This window comes from Couchioplanes caeruleus (genome assembly GCF_003751945.1).
Classification (GTDB): Bacteria; Actinomycetota; Actinomycetes; order Mycobacteriales; family Micromonosporaceae; genus Actinoplanes; species Actinoplanes caeruleus.
In genome coordinates, this window is sequence record NZ_RJKL01000001.1 from 4,804,188 (window position 1) to 4,821,763 (window position 17,576).

25 protein-coding genes and 1 tRNA gene are annotated in these 17,576 nt (G+C 68.5%); 22 read left to right on the forward strand and 4 right to left on the reverse strand.

Features of this window, described 5'->3' with window-relative positions:
* Window positions 1–119 precede the first annotated feature (119 nt).
* On the reverse strand, window positions 120–1,880 hold the full coding sequence (locus EDD30_RS21250) for a hypothetical protein (RefSeq protein WP_148088156.1): 1,761 nt from the start codon (window positions 1,878–1,880) through the stop codon (window positions 120–122).
* 168 nt (window positions 1,881–2,048) lie between these two features.
* Window positions 2,049–2,140: transfer RNA gene (locus EDD30_RS39255), tRNA-Ser, on the reverse strand.
* Between the two features lie 118 nt (window positions 2,141–2,258).
* Here EDD30_RS39255 and EDD30_RS21255 point away from each other — a divergent pair.
* Entirely contained in the window at window positions 2,259–3,242 is a 984-nt protein-coding gene (locus EDD30_RS21255; RefSeq protein ID WP_071809812.1) for an HNH endonuclease, read from the forward strand.
* A 308-nt stretch (window positions 3,243–3,550) separates the two neighbouring features.
* A complete protein-coding gene (locus EDD30_RS38390; protein ID WP_143163060.1) occupies window positions 3,551–3,931 on the forward strand; it encodes a PASTA domain-containing protein in 381 nt (126 codons plus the stop codon).
* Between the two features lie 191 nt (window positions 3,932–4,122).
* Here EDD30_RS38390 and EDD30_RS21265 read toward each other — a convergent pair whose 3' ends face one another.
* A complete protein-coding gene (locus EDD30_RS21265; protein ID WP_071809810.1) occupies window positions 4,123–4,653 on the reverse strand; it encodes a GNAT family N-acetyltransferase in 531 nt (176 codons plus the stop codon).
* Entirely contained in the window at window positions 4,650–5,423 is a 774-nt protein-coding gene (locus tag EDD30_RS21270; protein ID WP_211278064.1) for a GntR family transcriptional regulator, read from the reverse strand. The genes EDD30_RS21265 and EDD30_RS21270 overlap by 4 nt, the downstream gene beginning before the upstream one ends.
* 353 nt (window positions 5,424–5,776) lie before the next feature.
* Here EDD30_RS21270 and EDD30_RS21275 point away from each other — a divergent pair, with 353 nt between their 5' ends.
* The 20 genes from EDD30_RS21275 (at window position 5,777) to EDD30_RS21365 (ending at window position 17,517) form a co-directional block, all read left to right on the forward strand.
* Complete coding sequence (locus EDD30_RS21275; protein ID WP_071809809.1) at window positions 5,777–6,031, forward strand: DUF6284 family protein; 255 nt, start codon at window positions 5,777–5,779, stop codon at window positions 6,029–6,031.
* Entirely contained in the window at window positions 6,031–6,357 is a 327-nt protein-coding gene (locus EDD30_RS21280; protein ID WP_071809808.1) for an RRQRL motif-containing zinc-binding protein, read from the forward strand. Before EDD30_RS21275 ends, EDD30_RS21280 begins: the two co-directional genes overlap by 1 nt.
* Window positions 6,354–6,599 (forward strand): hypothetical protein, encoded by a 246-nt coding sequence (locus EDD30_RS21285; RefSeq protein ID WP_071809807.1) that lies wholly within the window; start codon window positions 6,354–6,356, stop codon window positions 6,597–6,599. Before EDD30_RS21280 ends, EDD30_RS21285 begins: the two co-directional genes overlap by 4 nt.
* Window positions 6,596–7,429: a hypothetical protein gene (locus EDD30_RS21290; protein WP_071809806.1), complete on the forward strand. Its 834-nt coding sequence runs from the start codon at window positions 6,596–6,598 to the stop codon at window positions 7,427–7,429. The genes EDD30_RS21285 and EDD30_RS21290 overlap by 4 nt, the downstream gene beginning before the upstream one ends.
* A gap of 175 nt (window positions 7,430–7,604) precedes the next feature.
* The gene (locus EDD30_RS21295) at window positions 7,605–8,294 is read left to right on the forward strand and encodes an NUDIX domain-containing protein (RefSeq protein WP_071809842.1); all 690 of its coding nucleotides are present in this window, start codon (window positions 7,605–7,607) and stop codon (window positions 8,292–8,294) included.
* Window positions 8,295–8,320: 26 nt separating this feature from the next.
* Window positions 8,321–8,497, forward strand: a complete 177-nt coding sequence (locus EDD30_RS39260) for a hypothetical protein (protein ID WP_170047706.1) — start codon at window positions 8,321–8,323, stop codon at window positions 8,495–8,497.
* Between the two features lie 100 nt (window positions 8,498–8,597).
* Window positions 8,598–8,744, forward strand: coding sequence for a hypothetical protein (locus EDD30_RS39265; RefSeq protein ID WP_170208283.1), 147 nt, complete (start codon window positions 8,598–8,600; stop codon window positions 8,742–8,744).
* Between the two features lie 5 nt (window positions 8,745–8,749).
* Entirely contained in the window at window positions 8,750–8,962 is a 213-nt protein-coding gene (locus EDD30_RS21300; RefSeq protein ID WP_071809805.1) for a hypothetical protein, read from the forward strand.
* Complete coding sequence (locus tag EDD30_RS21305; RefSeq protein ID WP_071809804.1) at window positions 8,962–9,147, forward strand: hypothetical protein; 186 nt, start codon at window positions 8,962–8,964, stop codon at window positions 9,145–9,147. The genes EDD30_RS21300 and EDD30_RS21305 overlap by 1 nt, the downstream gene beginning before the upstream one ends.
* On the forward strand, window positions 9,147–9,326 hold the full coding sequence (locus EDD30_RS21310) for a hypothetical protein (protein WP_071809803.1): 180 nt from the start codon (window positions 9,147–9,149) through the stop codon (window positions 9,324–9,326). The genes EDD30_RS21305 and EDD30_RS21310 overlap by 1 nt, the downstream gene beginning before the upstream one ends.
* Before the next feature lie 73 nt (window positions 9,327–9,399).
* Window positions 9,400–9,846, forward strand: a complete 447-nt coding sequence (locus EDD30_RS21315) for a hypothetical protein (protein WP_071809802.1) — start codon at window positions 9,400–9,402, stop codon at window positions 9,844–9,846.
* 98 nt (window positions 9,847–9,944) lie between these two features.
* Complete coding sequence (locus EDD30_RS21320; RefSeq protein WP_071809801.1) at window positions 9,945–10,316, forward strand: hypothetical protein; 372 nt, start codon at window positions 9,945–9,947, stop codon at window positions 10,314–10,316.
* Window positions 10,313–12,517 carry a cell division protein FtsK gene (locus EDD30_RS21325; protein WP_071809800.1) on the forward strand — a complete coding sequence of 735 codons (2,205 nt, stop codon included), beginning with the start codon at window positions 10,313–10,315 and terminating at the stop codon, window positions 12,515–12,517. The genes EDD30_RS21320 and EDD30_RS21325 overlap by 4 nt, the downstream gene beginning before the upstream one ends.
* Before the next feature lie 142 nt (window positions 12,518–12,659).
* Window positions 12,660–12,911 (forward strand): hypothetical protein, encoded by a 252-nt coding sequence (locus tag EDD30_RS21330; RefSeq protein WP_071809799.1) that lies wholly within the window; start codon window positions 12,660–12,662, stop codon window positions 12,909–12,911.
* A 26-nt stretch (window positions 12,912–12,937) separates the two neighbouring features.
* A complete protein-coding gene (locus tag EDD30_RS21335; protein WP_071809798.1) occupies window positions 12,938–13,222 on the forward strand; it encodes a hypothetical protein in 285 nt (94 codons plus the stop codon).
* 179 nt (window positions 13,223–13,401) lie between these two features.
* The gene (locus tag EDD30_RS21345) at window positions 13,402–14,280 is read left to right on the forward strand and encodes a bifunctional DNA primase/polymerase (RefSeq protein WP_071809797.1); all 879 of its coding nucleotides are present in this window, start codon (window positions 13,402–13,404) and stop codon (window positions 14,278–14,280) included.
* Complete coding sequence (locus EDD30_RS21350) at window positions 14,277–14,480, forward strand: hypothetical protein (protein WP_071809796.1); 204 nt, start codon at window positions 14,277–14,279, stop codon at window positions 14,478–14,480. Before EDD30_RS21345 ends, EDD30_RS21350 begins: the two co-directional genes overlap by 4 nt.
* Window positions 14,477–15,697, forward strand: coding sequence for a DUF3631 domain-containing protein (locus EDD30_RS21355; RefSeq protein ID WP_394328328.1), 1,221 nt, complete (start codon window positions 14,477–14,479; stop codon window positions 15,695–15,697). Before EDD30_RS21350 ends, EDD30_RS21355 begins: the two co-directional genes overlap by 4 nt.
* 326 nt (window positions 15,698–16,023) lie before the next feature.
* The gene (locus EDD30_RS21360; RefSeq protein ID WP_071809795.1) at window positions 16,024–16,233 is read left to right on the forward strand and encodes a helix-turn-helix domain-containing protein; all 210 of its coding nucleotides are present in this window, start codon (window positions 16,024–16,026) and stop codon (window positions 16,231–16,233) included.
* 15 nt (window positions 16,234–16,248) lie between these two features.
* A complete protein-coding gene (locus tag EDD30_RS21365; protein WP_071809794.1) occupies window positions 16,249–17,517 on the forward strand; it encodes a tyrosine-type recombinase/integrase in 1,269 nt (422 codons plus the stop codon).
* Window positions 17,518–17,576 lie beyond the last annotated feature (59 nt).

The window sequence follows — 17,576 nt, forward strand, 5'->3', positions numbered from 1 at the left end:
GGGCCGGGACGGCAGGAGCCGGGCCGTGCGCCACGGGACGCCGGTGTGCCCGTACGGGAAAAAGGCGAAACGCCCGGCAGCCAGATCTGCCGGGCGTTTCTCATGGTGGTGCTCGCCGATCAGCTGACCGTGAACGTCGTGGTGAGCGTCGGCGCCGTCGACCGGATCACGATTTCGTAGGCCTGCACCCGGTTGCCGAAGCTGGGGTAGTGCCAGCCGGCCGGCGGTCGCGTGATGCCCTTCACGAAGCCCGAGACGGCCCCGGTCGTGGTGATCCTGAGTTTCCTCCCGGACGGGTGTGCGAACACCAGCGTCTTGCCGTTCTTCACGCCCGAAACGCGCCGCCACTGCGGGTCGAGGTGCCAATACTGACGCCAGAGCTGCGCTTTGGGGAACTTGTCCGTCACCGTCATCCGGCTCGCGTCCCGGTTCACGTTGACGTTGCGGGAATGCGCGCGGCCGGTGCCGTAGACCGTGTTCTTGATGGTCCAGGCGTGGGCCGCGGCCTGCGCCACAGAACCGGAGACGGTCGACGCGCCGTTGCCCGCCTTGCCCTTGGCCGGAATCGGCACGTTGTGGCTCTGCGCGCTGATCTGGTAGGCGTAGAAATTGTTCTTCCGGTCGTAGTTGTACTTGCCCGGACCCACCAGCACCCGCACGCCCTTGGCCGTGTACGTGACACCCCCGGCCCGGTCGTGGTGCCCGTGCGCGCGACGCGACGGGCCGTACCGGATCGTGTAGTAGCTGGTCTTCGGATCGGTCCACGACCAGCGGCCGATGATCCAGCCGGTCTGGTCGTCCCGGAAGGTCCGGGGCGCGCGGGACGGGTTCGCCGCCTCGCCGTCGATCTTCTCCGAGTCACCGATCTGCACGATCTTGCCGTCCGGCTCGGTCATCCAGGTGAACGCCGTGCGGGCGTTGGCCACGCTCCGGCGGATCGAGGTCACCGCCGCACCCGTACCCGGCGACTCGGCGAGCGTCCTCGCCGCCTGGTCCCACAGATCTGCGTTCACCACCTGGTACTGGGACGCCTGCTCCCAGATCACCCCGCGCTTGGAGAACGCCAGCGGTGCCTCGGCGACGAGCCGATCGCTCGCCCGCTTCGTCCAGTCGGCCCGGTGGAGATGGTCGCCGGCCCGGATGATCTGCAGGTTCGCCATCAGCCCGTGATTGTGCACCGGGGCGTACGGCGGCCCGTAGTAGCGGAAGCCGAGCAGCACGTTGACGTCGTTGAAGATCGGCTTTCGGAGCTTCTCCGAACCGGTCAGCGCGTACAGGCAGTTCTCGGTCTCCAGGCGCCGCAGCGCGGTGCCCTCGTCCCAGCCGTACGAGTTGCTCTTCGGGTCCGGGTTCTTCGCGTGGAACGAGACGACCTGGTCGACCAGGGCGTCCAACGACTTCGTCTGCCCGTCCATCGCCGCCCGCCGGGCCAGCGGCCTCATCCACATCAGACCCTCGTACCCCATCCGCCAGGTCGGGTCGGCGACCGGCGGCCTGCGCCAGGTGGTCGGGTTGATCTTGCCCACAGTGAACGGTGCGGCCGGTGACAGCTTGACGACGATGTCCTCGCCGTCCGGCACCGGTCCCGGTGCGGCAGCGCCGCATCGGGCGCTCGCGGTCGGGTCGGCCAACTGCGCCCGGACGGTGCCGGCCCGGTACAGATCGAGCAGGGCGTCCGGATCCTCGGTCAAAACCGGGTCGATCGGTATGACGTGAACGTCTGCCGCTTCCGCCGCGGCCGAAGATCCGTGCAGGATCCCCGCGGCGAGGGCAATGACGGCTATTCCTGCAATTTTCCTTCTTACCTTTTCCCCCATGCGAGCATCGAACCTCATGAGGTCCAGCGCGGGAAATCCACCGACCGTGGGATCGATGCGCACCTCGTCCGTAATCGGCCGGAATTCGCCGGTGGCGAATTTACCGGTTCGCCGGCGATGGTCGATCGACGCCGGGACGCTCCGGTGATCTAAGGCACAGCCGGTTCTCCGGCCGAGGCCGCCGGCGAAACGACGAAGCGCCCGGCGGCTGCCGGGCGCTTCGCGTGATGCTGGCGGTGGTGAAGGGATTTGAACCCTTGGAGGGCTTGCACCCTCACACGCTTTCGAGGTCTGCGAGCCATCGTCCGCGAGCGGTCGCCACCGCGCGTGACCTGGCATTTGTTTGACGGGCGGACCGCAGCGAACGGCGGCGAGACGCGGCGAACGAGACCAGAACTGAGACCACATCGCGGTGTCGTACCCCTGGCCTAGGGTCGGCCCGTGACGCTCGCCGACATCACCGCACCCGCCGTGCACGCCGCCATCGCCGAGTTCGATCGACTCGGGCGCGAGGAGTTCCTCCGGGCGACAGGCTTCTCTCGCTCCCGCCTCTACTACCTCCAGCACGGCGGTCAGCTCTACGACTCCAAGGCCATCGTTGGCCACGCACACCGGCTGAGCACAGGGGTGGCGCTTGCACCGGCCGACTTCAGCGGCGGTGAGAAGACCGTTGTCCCTCGACTCGAAGCACTCGGTTTCACAGTCCGCTACATACCGAGGCAGGACTGGACCCGTGACGAGATCATCCTCGCCTCTGCACTGATCGAGCCCAACGGGTGGCGTCCGCTCGATCGCACCCATCCGGAAGTCATCGAGCTGTCCAAGCTCCTCCAGGGCCACACCATCTATCCACCGGACCAGCGGGGCCCCGACTTCCGGACACCCTCAAGCATCCACCGCAAGATGGCGGACATCGCCACCTCTCACCCTGCCTACGCGGGACGCGCCACCAACGGCAACCGCATCGACGGCGAAGTCCTCCGCGACTTCCTCGACAGCCCGGCGGACATGCATGCCCTCGCCAAGGCCATCCGGGCCGCTCTGTGGGCCGAGGAGCCAGGGGAAGCCTTGCCAGATGCCGACGTAGGAGACGCCACCGCCGATGAGGGCGGCGTACTGCTGCGTCAGCATCTTCGCCGGGAGCGAGACCCCAAGATCCGGAGAGCCAAGCTTGCACAGGTGAAGAAGGCCGGCTTAGCCATTGCGTGCGAGGTCTGCGGGTTCGACTTCGGCAAGACCTACGGGCCACACGGTGCCGATTACATCGAGTGTCACCACCGAACACCGCTGCACGTGACCGGGCCAACGAAGACCAGTCTGCAAGACCTCGCCTTGCTGTGCTCCAACTGCCACCGGATGATTCACCGCTCCAAGTCGTGGTTAGCCGTCGACGAGCTTCGAGCCATCGTCCTACGCCAGAGGTAGCGTCAGGTCCGACGAGCGGGCCGCACGCTTTCTAAGTCTGCGTCCGGTCGTTCGCGACCGTTCAGGACCGCTCGTGAGCTGCACGAACACTTCTCGGCGCGATTCGGCGAACGTCTGCGAACGTCCGCGAATGAGGCGGTGGCGCGTCTCGCAGCGTAGAACCTATGTTCGAACTGTCAGTGGTGAGCCGTCACCCTCGCTAACTTCGCCGCGGGTGGGCCACCCTTCCCAGCTCTCGTCGACGGGCGGACTGTGCTCAACACCCGCGTTTTCCTGACGGCTGGATCAGCGAGTCCTACGCTGACTGAATGATCACTCAACGTGTCGCGGCACTGACCGCCGTGGCCGTCCTGGTGCCACTCCTAGCATGTGGTGGTGGTGGTGACGATGAAGACGCTGCAACCACTTCTGCGACCACCACCCCTGTCGAGACGCCTGAGACGGCTGAGACGTCACAGGCACCGAAGAGGCTGACCGTGCCCAAGCTGGTCGGTAAGAATGCGGCGGTTGCGGACGATCAGCTTACGCGCCTTGGTTTCACCAATATTGACTTTGGGTCCGAAGATCCCTTCGACACCGTCGTCATTAAGCTCGCGAACTGGACCGTCACCAAGCAGTCCGCCAAGGCTGGCTCCAAGATGATGTCCGATGAACTTCTTGTGCTGACTTGCACCAAGCTTGGTGATTAAGCTCTGGCAATTCGGGGTTGTCGCGCCACCACGCCATGCCCGAACCCTGAGCGCCAGCCGGAGGTTGGCAGTTCCGTCGCCGAGGATTCGGCAGCCTAGCGAGGCGGATGGATAGCGGTGGCCGGCGGACGCTGGTCACCGCTTCGTCGATTTAAGAGCAGAAGTACCTCAGTCCGGCTGTTGCATCAAACTTAATGGCGCCGCGCTTTCTCCCCGCCAACAAGCCTCTGAAATAGGGCACCCGAGCCGCGATGGCTCAGATTCACTATCCGCACGGCGTCGAATCCTTGCCGCTCGTAATATGCGTGCAGCGGTTCGTTTGTCCGCCATGCATCTAGCCGAAGCCATTTCTTACCGCGCGCCGCCGCGAGTTTTTCGGCCTGATCCAGGAGTTTGCCGCCGACATTATTTCCGGCGGCAGAACGAGCGACGACCATTCGATGTACGTACAGCGCGCTGGAAGGATTATCGTCCGCAGTCCAGAACTCGGGATCGGCGAACTCGTCCACTGTCATCATTCCCACCGGGCTCCCGTCAACCTCGGCGATCCAACACTCGCGCCGCTCAATCGAGCGCCTGAGCCTCGCTTGAACCTTCTCTGGAGTATTGGTTGCCCACTGGTTCGTTCCGTTCTTGGCAAGCCACGAGCGGGCCTCGCCGTACAAGGTCACCAGCGCCTCAAGGTCGTTGGTAGTCGCCGTGCGGATGGCAAATTGAGTCATCGCTTGCCGGGATCCATTCCATCACGCTCGTAGACAATGACATGACGGTCCCCAGGCAGGATGTTGACCACCACTCGGACCGGGGTGCCGTCAGGGCACAGTCCCGTGCATATGTGGCAGGCGATGGGCGTGCCAGGCCCTAGCTCAAGTCGTCGGATCTCGTCCGGTGTCGGCATGCGCACATAGATTTCATCCAGAGCGCGCACTTGTGGATAGCCATTCTCGGCCAAGATCTCATTCGCGCCTCTGGCAATGTCAACGGGACGCATGATTTCTGTGTCTTGTACAAATTTGAGTGGATAGTAGCTGTCGTTCGTATTGAATGGCTCGCCGTCGAGGTATCGAATACGGCGGCGAACGGCAGCAAGTTCGCCCTCGTTAAGCTTCAGCCGTTGCTTAACGTCGGCCGGGGGGTCGACGATGGAAACCTCGATCCTCTGCTCAGGCTCCCGGCCCTCCGCGGAATGGTCCGCCATGAAGCGGTCCATTTCTGGGGTTTTGGGCTGCGGCCGAAATTCCTGCTGCGGGCGGTAGAAGAGCGGTTGGCGAAGTCGCACGAAGTACCCGCGGGGTGCGCGGGGGACAATCAGGCCCTCGTTGACCAGGGCCGTCAATGCCTGTCGAACGGTAGCGCGGGCGACGCCGTAGAGGCTGGTCAGCTCCGCTTCGGTAGGTAGTCGGGTGTCCGGCCGGTACGTGCCGTCCGTGATCTTTGACCGCAAGTCCTCTGCGATCTGCGCCCACACCGCAGCCTTGCTTTGCCTGGTCACGGCCACTCGTCGCCCCCTTGCCGAACTCTGTCTAGACAGTTTAGGCAGAACCTCTTGACATCGCATCCTCCGATCTGGCACCTTCAGGGCATCAACATTGTCTAGTCAGTACAGACTGACTAGCCGGTATAGTCGGTCGGTACCCGGCACGGCGGAGGTGGCTTCGGCTACGCCGCTCGTGACCGCCCCGCCGCGCGCTTGTCCTTTGACAACTGGATCGGGCCGCACCTCCCACTGAAAAGGTCGCCGCGCACGGCTCAGGTCCGTGCATCTCTTCCCTTGAATCCGCTGGTCGGCGTGGCTGTGGCCGCGTCTTGGTCGCTGCCGCGCCGACCCGTCACCCGGAGGAATCCGTGAGGACCGAATCGCCCCACACCGACGAACCGGCCGCCGCTGAGCTGGCTGCGATCGAGGCTGAGGAGCCATTGATCGCTGCTGAGGTGGCGTGGCTGGCAGCGGAGATCGCGATGTTGGACGCCGACGACCGTGGCGGTCCGACCGTGCTGGACTGGCGGCGGCTGCGCCGTGCTGAGGCCCGCGTGATCCGCGAAACGTTCGCCTACGTCGCCGGCCGCACGCGTCGCCCGAGCCCGGCCCTGGTGGCCTGATGTCCCGGGTCCGGGCCGTGTTCTTCGATCCGGACGGCACCCGGTACGCCACCCGCCGCCAACTCCGCGCGCAGGGCCTGTGCCCGGGGCGTCAGCCGATCGCCGCGCAGATCTTGTGGCGCGGTGTCGGCGGCACCCGCGCCGCCTACCTGTACCGCCTCGACCGGGCGCGGCCGAAGCGCGCCGCCACCCCGGCCGTGCTCGCCGCTCTGGACAAGGCCATGCCAGCCCGGCGTACCTGCCCGACCTGCCGCCAGATGCGGCTCTACTACATCCCCCGCTCGACCGGCGAATGCCTTATCTGCCAAGGAGAACCCACCCGATGAACACCGAGACCACCCCGCGCACCTACCGCTACTTCGTCAGCTTCACCGGCTCGAACCACGCCGGCCAGGTCTTCGGGTGGAAAGACCTGACCCTGGCCGAGCCGATCACCTCCGGCGCCGTCATCGAGAAGGGGCAGGACTACCTGATCAAGATCACCAGCATGATCAAGGTCACGCTGCTGACCTTCCAGCGCTTCGACACCGACACCGACACCGATGCCGATGCCGGGGCCGGACGATGACAGCCACGACGACGGCGCGCAGCGCCTACCCGCCGAATGTCGACGACCTGGTCCCGCGCGCGGTCGACCTGGCCCGGGAGTTGGGCGAGGTGCCCTCGCGCAACAAGCTGATGAAGACGTTTCGTGTCGGCGCGGACAAGGCCAAGGCGCTGCGGGAGGCCCTGGACCGCCTCGCCGAGCAGGACAAGTTCCGCAGCGACCTGCACCTACACCTGGTGAGCCGGGGAAGCCTCGCCGAGGCCCCGTTGCTGCACCTGGCACCCGCCTTGCCCGCCGACCCGGACGAAGCCGCCGAGGTGCCGGGCGCGGCGGCGGCCGTGCTGCCGCTCCCACTGACGCCTACCGATCCCGGCCCGGAGGCGACACCCGAACCGGCGCCGTCGCAGATATCCCTCGCGGATCAGCCGGCAGGGCGGCCGGTCACGTGGCCTGTGCTGATCCTGTGCCTGCCCGCGTTCGTCGCGATCTGGGGCGGCTGGGTCGAGATGGGGCGCCTCACCGGCTTCGGCAGGGTCAAGTTGCTGCCCGGCATCGCCGACTCATTCGAGATCGATACGGCGATCACGTTGCCGATCGGGGTGGAGACCTACGCCGCGTTCGCACTGTTCGTGTGGCTGTCTGGCCGCGCGATGGGCGACGCCCGTGAGTTCGCCAAGTACTCGGCCCTCGGCTCGCTCGCCCTGGGCGCGCTCGGGCAGATCGCCTATCACCTGATGGCCGCCGCCGGATGGACCTCGGCGCCATGGCCGATCACCGCCGCCGTGTCTTGCATTCCGGTCGCCGTGCTCGGCATGGGCGCCGCTCTGGCCCACCTCATGCACCACCGCTGACCCGAACGGAGATCCGCCGATGGACCGCACCGACACCCACCGCGTCTACCACCACCTACGTGCCGATCTGATGGAGCTGCACGGCTGGGCCGAGAGCGCGCTCAGCAACGCGCACCACGACCGGCAGTACATCGCCGAGCACCTGACGGCCACCCTGTGGGCGCTGCTGACCGAGGTGCCGCCGCCGACCCCGCCGTTCGCCGAGCACGTCCGCACGTACACCCACCCGGACGTGCTCACGACCGGCGTACGCGACGGCTGGGCCGATCCGGAGACCGACCCCCGCCGCATCGACTGGACCGCCCGGCAGGCCGCCGCCGCGATCCCGTTCGAGGTCATCGGCGGACGACCGGTGAACCCCTGCGAGAGCACCGGGATCCGCTACGGCCGCAACGAACTCGGCCACTGGGGCGAGGCCCTGGCCGCCGACGCCATGGTGACCGCCACCGACAGCACCGGCGCCCGCTGGCTGCTCATGGTCGAACGGTGCGACGGCCGCGGATGGGCACTGCCCGGCGGGTTCGTCGACCCCGGCGAGACTCCCACGGATGCCGCCGTGCGCGAGCTTGCCGAGGAAACCGGCCTGCGGGTGCCCGCCGATCGGTGGCGGACCGAGGCACCGCGCTACGTGCCGGACTCCCGCGTCAGCGACGAAGCGTGGATGGTCACCGTGCTGTCCCGCACCGACCTCGGCACCTACCCGGTACCGGCCGACTTCCCGCCGGTGCACGGCAGCGACGACGCCGCCCGCGCCGCGTGGCTGCCCGCCCACGACTACCGCACCCTCGTGCACTGCCTGGCCGGCCTCGGCGCAGAGGTGTTTCCCGCCCATCGCCAGATGCTCACCGACACCCTCACCGCCTGACCCCACCGGAAGGAGCACGAACCGTCATGGGCAAGCACCGCCTCACCGACGAACGCGCCATGGCAGAGCGCACGGTCGCCGACCTCGACCAGCTCTGCAAGGACCGGGGCATCGACCAGCAGATCCACGCGCTGATGACCCCCGGCCAGCGCGCGGACCTCGACCGCACGCTGCGCGACCACGCGCGCCACAACCCTCGCTAGCTACGCCCGGCGGCACGGCCCCAACCGCCAAGTCAAGCGCCGTGCCGCCGGTCCCCATCCCGTCAGTCCTGATCTCTCAAGACCTCAAGGAGAGGCACCCATGGTCTCGCAGACCTCCCACACTGTCACAACCCGACTCACCTGCGGCTGCATCGTCGCAAGCCAGCCCGGCGTCTACGCCACCTGCCCGCGCGGTCACGCCGCCGACCGGCCCAGCCAGTTCGACCGCTCGCGCCGGAAGGGCTGATCGTTATGGCCAAGCGCGAGTACGGCCACACGCGCGACAAGAACGGCCGCGTCCGCGTGGTCGAGACGACCCTGCCCAAGCACCTGCGCGGCCGCAGCGCATACGACAGCGGCACCTACACCGAGAACCAGATCACCCGCGCTGCCGGTGCCGCAGCCGGCGCCGCTGGCTCGGCTGGCGTCGCCCTGGTCAAGGGCCTGTTCGGAAGGAAGCGCTGATGGGCGCGATCAAGGACTACCTCAAGGGCCAGACCACCAAGGGCACGTGCAGCACCTGCGGGCACGGCGCCGCTGCCGTGCCGGGATGCGGATGCGCGGCGTCGTGGTGTCCCTGCCACCGCGGCGCGTACGGCCACGGCGGCCACGGCTGCGACAACCGGCACAACACCGAGAGGAACCGCTGATGAGGCTGTGCGCCAGGAAGCCGCGCCGCTGCGGTCACTGCAACGGCACCGGCCGCGTCGGCTACACCGACGTCAGTACCGAGGTGCTGGCCCGCGGCTCGGACCAGGTCGTCGCGCACACCTCGCACCGCGGCACGGTCACCTGCCTGTACTGCAACGGCGAGGGGACCGAGCGATGAGCACCACCGCCACGTTCGCACCCGTGTTCGCAGCTCTGACCATCGCCTAACCCATCGGAAGGACTTCCCTGTCATGTGTCGCAGCAAAGCCCACGGCGGACGCCGCTGCACCGGCCACTCCGCCTTCACCACCTCCAGCCCGTCCAGCCCGACCACCCTGAACGTCGCCTCCGGCAACGACATGGTCGGCGCTCAAGGCCGCATCTTCGGCCGCAGCGCCGACCGGCCCCGAGCCTCGGCAACGCCGCTGCGCGGGGACATCCCGGACGCGTACCCGGCGCGCACGGTGAACATCGCCGCGGGCAGCGCCCGCGTCGGTGTGCAGGGCAGTGATCCCGCTGCCGGCGGCGACACGGTCCGCGAGGTGAACATCCGCCTCGACAACGCCTGGGTCGGCCAACAGAACGCCGACACCGCCGAGGTCGACACACCCGCCGCGACGCCGTCGGTCGTGAACATCGCCATCGGCAACGCCCGCGTCGGGCGTCAGGGCACCAACTTCGGCGCCATCCGCTTCTGAACACACCTCGGGACGCGGGCCAGCACGGCCTCGACAACCTCCGGCCCGCGTCCCGGGCCTCACCCCAACACCCATCTGCGATCTCAGGGGAGAACCTCATGCTCTCGCACCCCCACCCCACCGCGGATCCAGCACACCTGTTGGCACTTCTGCGCCGGCTGCTCAACCGATTTGCCAACCGGGTCCGTCCCCGGACCGGATGGTGGCTCGGGCCCGCGTCCCGAGTCACGATCGCGCCCGCCGGATGGTGCGGCTACGCCCTGAAGATCCACCGCAATCAGGGCGTCGAGTGGATCGATCTGCCGCGCCGGAACCGGGTCTACGACCGCCCCGACGAGCACCAACTCCGCGCCGTCTGCGAGGCCCTGGCCGAACGCCGACTCACCTGGGTTCTGCCCTGGGGCCTGGACTCCGAGGGCAACCTCACCGCCCCCGTCACCCCACTCGTCCGGAAGGAGAACGGCCAATGACCACATCACACCCGAACCCGAACTCGAACCCGGACGACTTCGACTGGACCGCCGCCGAGAACGACGTCGCCGGTGCCGAGGTGGTCGACCTGGCCGCGGCCCGGCGGGACCGCGCCGCGCCGCCGACCCCCGCCGACCCCGAACCTGAGACCGACGATGACACCGATGCCGAGTCGGTCGATGACAGCCCACCGAGCGAGGCTGGCCCGGTCGACGCGGCCGAGGACATCCCGGCCGAGATCCAGATCCGCCAGCGTGAGCGGCGGCCGATCCTCGCGGACTGGGCACGATCCTGGCGCGGCTTCAAAGCAGCCGTGAAGCACCAGACCAAAGACGCCGGCTACGTGCTCGCCTACCACGCCGTCCGGTCGCCGAAGTACGCGGCGAAAACGGCCGTGTGGGCACCGGTCGGCTTCTTCCGCGGCATCGGCCAGGCCGTGCACTGGGCCACCGCCGAGGAGGGCAACTGGCACCTCCGACAAGCCGCCGCGGCCCGGGGTGAGGCCGACACCTGGCTCAAGCTCGACGCGCGCCGTCAGCGGCAAAGCGTGTGGCGCTGGTGGGTCATCGGCGCCGCCCTCCTGACCCTGATCGTCGGCGTGGCCGTGCTCGCCTACGGGCCCACGTGGTGGCGCTGGGCCGCGCTCGCCGTGGTGGTGCCGTTCTTGGCGACCCGGGGACGTCCGGCGGACAAGCCGATCACCGACCGGGTCAGCGAGGGCACGCGTTATCGCAAGCTCACCGCCGAACTTGTGCGACGGGCGCTGACCTCGTTGCAGATGGCCGCCATCAACAGCGCAGTGGCCAAGGATCCGAAGGCGATTAGCTTCCCGGTCGACATCCACCGCGACGGCCCCGGTCACATCGCCATCGTCGACCTGCCCTACGGGGTGGAGGCTGCCGAGGTGGTGACCCGCAGGGGCAAGCTCGCCTCGGCGATGCGGCTGCCGCTGGATCAGGTGTGGCCCGAACCGGCACCCGGGCACACCGGCCGCCTCGCCCTATGGGTCGGCTACGAACCCGCCTCGCAGATGAAGCAACCGCCGTGCCCGCTGCTGTCCGACGCGAAGATCGACCTGTTCAAGCCGTTCCCGTTCGCCACCACACCCCGGCTCGACGAAGTCTTCGCCGAGATGATGTACCGCAACTGGCTGTTCGGTGGTCAGCCCGGCTCCGGCAAGACCTTCGCCCTGCGACTGCTGCTGCTAGCCGCGTCGAAGGATCCGCGCTGCGAGATCCGCGGCTACGAACTCAAGGGTGTGGGGGACTTCGCCGTGCTGGAGCCGGTGATGGCCGAGTACGGCAACGGCTTCGACGACGAGACCCTCGCCCGGTGCTTCGCGTTCATCGAGTGGCTCTACGAAGAGGCCCGCCGCCGCTCCAAGCGCATCGAGCACTACGCCCGGCTCGGCAAGGCCCCGGAGAACAAGGTCACCCCCGAGTTGGCGTCGCTGAAGGGCTCCGGCCTGCACGCCTTGGTGGCGTGGTTCGATGAGCTGCAAGAGCTGATGACCAGCAAATACGGCAAGGAAGCCGGGGAACTGCTGGAGAAGGTCATCAAGCTAGGCCGGGCGCTCGGGATCATCATCCTGATCGGCACGCAGATCCCGGACAAGGACAGCCTGCCGACCGGCATCACCCGCAACGTCAACAGCCGCTTCTGCCTGTCGGTGGCGGACCAGACGGCGAACGACATGATCCTCGGCACCTCGGCCTACAAGAACGGCTACCGGGCCACCGTGTTCCGCCCGGTCGACGAGGCCGGCTGGGGCATCCTGCGCGGCTTCGGCCCCGGCGCCACCGCGGTCCGCTCGTTCTACGTGGACACCACCGCCGCCGCGCGGATCGTCGCCCGCGCGGTCGCCTTGCGCACCGCGGCCGGCAACATCCCGACCTTCCCCGCCGAACGTGACGTCGCCCCGCAGCACCACGTGCTGGACGACCTCGCGAGGGTGTGGCCCGGCGACGAGAAGTCCGCGTGGAACGACGCCCTGTGCGGGCTGCTCGCCGAACTACGGCCCGACGTCTACGACGGCTGGGAAGCCTCCCAGCTCACCGCCGCGCTCAAGTCGTATCCCGCGGTCAAGGTGGCCGACGTCGGCCGCCGCGTCGACGGCAAGCCGGTCACCCGGCGCGGCATCCGCCACGCCGACCTCCTCGCCGCGATCGCGGAGCGTGACCGCAAACGCTCCAACGGCTGAGCCGTCGCAGGGCTGCTAGCGCTAGCGACTCGCCCTGCTAGCGCTAGCAGCCCTGCTAGCACCCGATCAAGATCCTGAGCTGGCCGCTAGCGGATAGCAGCTCACAGCCCCGCACACCCAAAATCCGGCTCCGGAGGCTGTCATGGACCCCCACCTCACCCCCGCTATCACCCTCACCGTCGCCGCGCTGGCCGTCACCCTTTGCTACGCCCTCGGGTGCTGGATCTGGCCGTTCAAGGCCTGCCGCAAATGCCATGGGCTCGGCAAGAAGCGCTCCCCGTCCGGGCGCGCGTTCCGGCTCTGCCGCCGCTGCGACGGCACCGGCCGCCGGCTCCGCGCCGGGCGCTGGATCTACAACCAGCTCGCCCGCCGCCGCCGCGACGGCACCCGCTGACCCACCCCGCCGAAAGGACCCCTGCTGTGAGCGTGCTCGACCGCCTCGCCAACCTCATCCACGCTCGCGGCGACGCCGCCGCCGCAGCGCAAGGTCTCACCGTCACGCGCCTGCCCGGCGGTCGCCGCCGCATCGGCCACCCCGACCTGCCCGCGCTGCTCGAAGCGCGTCGCCGCCACGCCCTCACTCACGGCCCGGACCGCGCCGACCGGGCGCTCATGGACCCGGCGACCCGCGCCGCCCTGAACACCACCCGCAACCGCACGGCCCGCCCGGACTTCCCCGACCGGCGCACCCGCCGTGTGGCCTGAGATGACCCGCGCCGCCACCGCGTGCGGGCACTGGATCGGCGCCGAGGCCCGCCTCTGCCTCGCCGCCGACCGGGTGCGCCGCTACCTGATCGGGCCGCGCTGTCCCGCGCACACCCCGGCCGCGCTGGCGGGGCGACCCGAACCGCTCTCCGTCCCCATCGACCACCAGGGAGTCCACCATGCCGCACTCTGGCCCGACGCTGCCCGCCGCGCTCGCGCTGGCCGCCGAGGGCTTCCCCGTGTTCCTGCTCGCCGGCGGCAAGCGTCCCGTCGCCAACTGCCCCGCCTGCCCGAAAGTCTCCGAGGATCCCGGCCACGACCCGCAGGCCTGCACGTGCTTGACCTGTCACGGCTTCTACGCCGCGACCCGCGACCCCGACCGGATCGCCGCCCTCGTGACCGCTGTCCCCGGCGGGATGCTGGCCATCCGCACCGGCCGCATCTGCAACCTGTGCGTGCTCGACATCGACCCGCGCAACGGCGGGACCGTCCTGCCCGACCTCATGCCACCAACCCGGTGTGTGCGCACCGGCTCCGGCGGCTGGCACCTGTACTACGACCATCCCGGTGTCCCCCTGGCCGCGAAGCTGTGCGGCCATGACGGCATCGACATCAAAGCCGACGGCGGGTACGTGGTCGCACCGCCGTCGGTGCACCCGAGCACCGGACAGCCGTACCGGCGGGTAGGGGACCGGCCGATGGTCGAGATGCCTCCGCCGCTGGTCGCGCTTTGCCGGCCAGTCGATCCGCCCGCGGCCCCGGCCGCCACCGTCACCCTCATCAGCCAGGGGCAGGGCATCTCATCCCCGACCGCCCTGCTCGCCGCGCACCTAGACGCCGTAGCCCGCGCCCCGCAAGGCACCCGCCGCACCACCCTGTACGGCGCCGCCCGGGGCGTCGCGCGGATGGTCGCTGCCGGAGCCCTCACCCCGGCCGCCGCCTACGACGCCCTCTACGACGCCGGGGTCCGCGCCCAGCAAATCCATCGCGACATCCACGCCGCCATCGTCGGCGGGTTCCGCGCGGAATCCGTTGCCATACCAGGGATTGCGGCATGAGTACCGGCCGCCACCGGTGGGAGCACCGGGATGCATACAACGCCCACTGCGTGCACTGCGGCACCTGGGCACAGAAGCGGCCCTCGCCGTACGGGCGTCACTGGTTCACCGAGTGGCGACTACCCGACGGCAGCTACTGCGACAACTACCACGGCGAGCGCACACCGCCGTGCGAACCCACGATCGGAGAACCGGCATGACACAACCACACCGGATCATCGAAGGAACCGCCATCCTCGACCGACTACACGCCACCCTCACCAAGTACGTCGTCCTGCCGTCGGCCGAGGCCATCGACGCCGTGGCGTTGTGGGTCGCCGCCACCCACGCGATCGCCGCGTGGGCGCACGCACCCCGCCTGGTCATCCGGGCACCCGAGAAGCGGTGCGGGAAGTCGAGGCTGCTCGACATCGTCGAGGGCACGTGCTGCAACCCACTGATCACCGTCAACGCGTCCACGGCCGCCGTCTACCGCTCGATCGGCAGTGGCGAACCACCCACCCTGTTGGTGGATGAGGCCGACACCATCTTCGGCGGCAAGCAGGCCGAATCCAACGAGGAGTTGCGCGGGCTGCTCAACGCCGGACACCAGCGCAACCGGCCGACCATCCGCTACGACAGCAACACCAAGAAGGTGGAGAAGATCGCCACGTTCGCCATGGCCGCCTTGGCCGGGATCGGGCAGATGCCCGACACGATCGAGGACCGGGCCGTGGTTGTCCGGATGCGCCGCCGCGCACCCGGCGAAACCGTGGCCCCGTACCGGCATCGCCGCGACGGCCCGGCACTGCGCCAGGTCGGCAACAACCTCGGCACCTGGCTGCGCGCCAACCTCGCCGCCCTGGAACGCGCCGAGCCGGACATGCCGCTGGAAGATCGGGCCGCCGACACCTGGGAACCGCTGATCGCCGTCGCCGACCTCGCCGGGGGCGACTGGCCCGACCGGGGCCGCCGCGCCGCCGAGGCACTCACCGCCGAACGCGACGGGCACACCGTCACCTCCGACCGGATCCGGCTGCTCACCGACTGCCGGGCCGCGTTCGGCCCGCACGACGCCATCCCTACCTCCGTACTGATCGACCGGCTCAAAGCCGACCCCGAAGCACTGTGGGCCGAGTACGGGGGGACCGGGCTGACCGCCCGCATCCTCGGCGCGCTGCTGCGCGAGTACGACATCACCTCGGTCAACCTGCGCTTCAGCACCGGACAGGCTAAGGGCTACCGCCGCGCCGACTTCGCCGATGCGTGGCAGCGCTACTGCCCCGAACTGGAGGGGGTTGCCGTCCCAACCGTCCCAAGCGTCCCACCGCAGGTCAGCCCGGGACGGATAGCCGACGTGGTACGGATCCACCCGTCCCACCCCACCCTCGACGAGATGCCCTCGCCCCCGGCCGATGCGGGACGTGGGACGGCATAAGCCGTCCCACCAGAACTTGCCGTCCCGCTTTGACCTGCACTGCGACGGCTGGGACGGATGGGACGGCAACCCCGCCCATAACCGGCCGGCCCCCGGAAGCACCGCTCAGAACGGCCCGCTGAGAGCCACGTAGACAGACCGGCGCCCTCGCCTGTACCCGCCTCGGATCTTGCTTCCACGGCGTTCTCAACGGGCCGTTCTACCGCCTTCTCCGCACTGCCACTTCGCACCCACGTCCCCGAGGCCCGGGACACGCGACGGGGCCTCAGCGGCGCCGTGGGCGCCCTCTACAAGGCCCGCCACGTCGAAGCACGGGGAGAACCGCCATGGCCACCGACGCCACACCACTCGTCCTCACCATCGAACAAGCCGCACAGAGACTCGGCATCGGCCGGACCCTCATGTACGCGCTCGTATCCAGCGGCGAAATCGAGTCTGTCACCATCGGCCGACTCCGCCGCATTCCCGCCCAATGCCTTACCGAATACGTCGATCGGCTGCGGCAGCAAAGCGTGATTTTGCCTGCCGCCGCCTGAACGAAGGGAACCACAATGGCGAAGCGCCGAGCAAACGGCGAGTCGTCCATCTATCCGGGTGCCGACGGTCGTTGGCACGGTCGTGTGACCGTCGGCACCCGAGATGACGGCAAGCCGGACCGTCGTCACGTGACGGGTAAAGACGAGAAGAATGTCAAGTCCAAGGTTCGCGCGATCGAACGCGAACGGGACAGCGGTACGCTGCGCAAGGCAGGCGAGAGTTGGACCGTGGCTAAATGGCTCACGCACTGGCTAGAGAACATTGCAACTCCGAACGTCCGTGAGAACACGGCATCCGGATACCGCGTAGCGGTGCACGTCCACCTGATCCCCGGCATCGGTGCACACAGGCTGGAGAAGCTGGCACCGGAGCACGTCGAGAAGCTCACCCGCCGGATGCAGGAGAGGGGCAGCGCGGCGGCGACGGCACATCAGGCTCTTCGAACGTTGCGAACTGCCCTGAATGAAGCGATGCGCCGGGGACACCTCGTCAAGAACGTCGCGAGCCTCGCCAAGCCACCACGACTCGATGAGGAGGAGGTGGAACCGTACTCCGTCGAGGAGGTTCAGCGCCTTCTCGTCGCGGCGGCTGAAACGCCTCGGAATGGTGCCCGGTGGGCTATCGCGCTCGCACTCGGATTGCGGCAGGGTGAGGCGCTCGGCTTGAAATGGGCCGACGTGGATCTGGACGCCGGTGCGCTCATTGTGCGCCGGTCCCGATTGCGGCCGAGGTGGCGACATGGTTGCAAGGCGCCGTGCGGCCGGAAGATGGGCGGACACTGCCCCGATCGTGAGCCGCTTCGAGACGAGTGCGCCGAGACCAAGTCACGCGCCGGCCGTCGCCGGGTTGGCCTTCCCGATCAGTTGGTGTCACTTCTACGCCAGCACAAGCGCGCGCAGGATTGGGAGCGCATCAGAGCCGCGCAGTTGTGGACCGATGGCGGATGGGTGTTCGCTACACCGACGGGAGGACCGCTGAATCCCCGCACGGACTACACCGAGTGGAAGCGGCTGCTAAAGGCAGCCAAGCTGCGGGACGGTCGCCTGCATGATGCCCGGCACACCGCTGCGACGGTCCTCCTGGTGCTGGAGGTCGCGGAACGCGCCGTCATGGGCATCATGGGCTGGTCCAACTCCGCGATGGCGAAGCGCTACCAGCACCTCACCGATCAGGTTCGCCACGACGTGGCGAAACGCGTCGGTGGACTGCTGTGGCACCCGGCCCCGAAGGAGCAGGACCAGCCGGACGACGGGGCGGCCGGGGCGCTCGGTCCGGGCAACTGAGACCAGAATTGAGACCAAACACAAAAACGCCCGGCGGCTCACTGAGAGTCGCCGGGCGT

Coding starts and splice junctions, on each gene's coding strand:
- EDD30_RS38390 (WP_143163060.1), top strand. CDS start 3,551: ATGATCACTCAACGTGTCGCGGCACTGACCGCCGTGGCCGTCCTGGTG.
- EDD30_RS21265 (WP_071809810.1), bottom strand. CDS start 4,653: ATGACTCAATTTGCCATCCGCACGGCGACTACCAACGACCTTGAGGCG.
- EDD30_RS21280 (WP_071809808.1), top strand. CDS start 6,031: ATGTCCCGGGTCCGGGCCGTGTTCTTCGATCCGGACGGCACCCGGTAC.
- EDD30_RS21285 (WP_071809807.1), top strand. CDS start 6,354: ATGAACACCGAGACCACCCCGCGCACCTACCGCTACTTCGTCAGCTTC.
- EDD30_RS21290 (WP_071809806.1), top strand. CDS start 6,596: ATGACAGCCACGACGACGGCGCGCAGCGCCTACCCGCCGAATGTCGAC.
- EDD30_RS39260 (WP_170047706.1), top strand. CDS start 8,321: ATGGGCAAGCACCGCCTCACCGACGAACGCGCCATGGCAGAGCGCACG.
- EDD30_RS39265 (WP_170208283.1), top strand. CDS start 8,598: ATGGTCTCGCAGACCTCCCACACTGTCACAACCCGACTCACCTGCGGC.
- EDD30_RS21300 (WP_071809805.1), top strand. CDS start 8,750: ATGGCCAAGCGCGAGTACGGCCACACGCGCGACAAGAACGGCCGCGTC.
- EDD30_RS21305 (WP_071809804.1), top strand. CDS start 8,962: ATGGGCGCGATCAAGGACTACCTCAAGGGCCAGACCACCAAGGGCACG.
- EDD30_RS21310 (WP_071809803.1), top strand. CDS start 9,147: ATGAGGCTGTGCGCCAGGAAGCCGCGCCGCTGCGGTCACTGCAACGGC.
- EDD30_RS21315 (WP_071809802.1), top strand. CDS start 9,400: ATGTGTCGCAGCAAAGCCCACGGCGGACGCCGCTGCACCGGCCACTCC.
- EDD30_RS21320 (WP_071809801.1), top strand. CDS start 9,945: ATGCTCTCGCACCCCCACCCCACCGCGGATCCAGCACACCTGTTGGCA.
- EDD30_RS21325 (WP_071809800.1), top strand. CDS start 10,313: ATGACCACATCACACCCGAACCCGAACTCGAACCCGGACGACTTCGAC.
- EDD30_RS21330 (WP_071809799.1), top strand. CDS start 12,660: ATGGACCCCCACCTCACCCCCGCTATCACCCTCACCGTCGCCGCGCTG.
- EDD30_RS21345 (WP_071809797.1), top strand. CDS start 13,402: ATGCCGCACTCTGGCCCGACGCTGCCCGCCGCGCTCGCGCTGGCCGCC.
- EDD30_RS21350 (WP_071809796.1), top strand. CDS start 14,277: ATGAGTACCGGCCGCCACCGGTGGGAGCACCGGGATGCATACAACGCC.
- EDD30_RS21355 (WP_394328328.1), top strand. CDS start 14,477: ATGACACAACCACACCGGATCATCGAAGGAACCGCCATCCTCGACCGA.
- EDD30_RS21360 (WP_071809795.1), top strand. CDS start 16,024: ATGGCCACCGACGCCACACCACTCGTCCTCACCATCGAACAAGCCGCA.
- EDD30_RS21365 (WP_071809794.1), top strand. CDS start 16,249: ATGGCGAAGCGCCGAGCAAACGGCGAGTCGTCCATCTATCCGGGTGCC.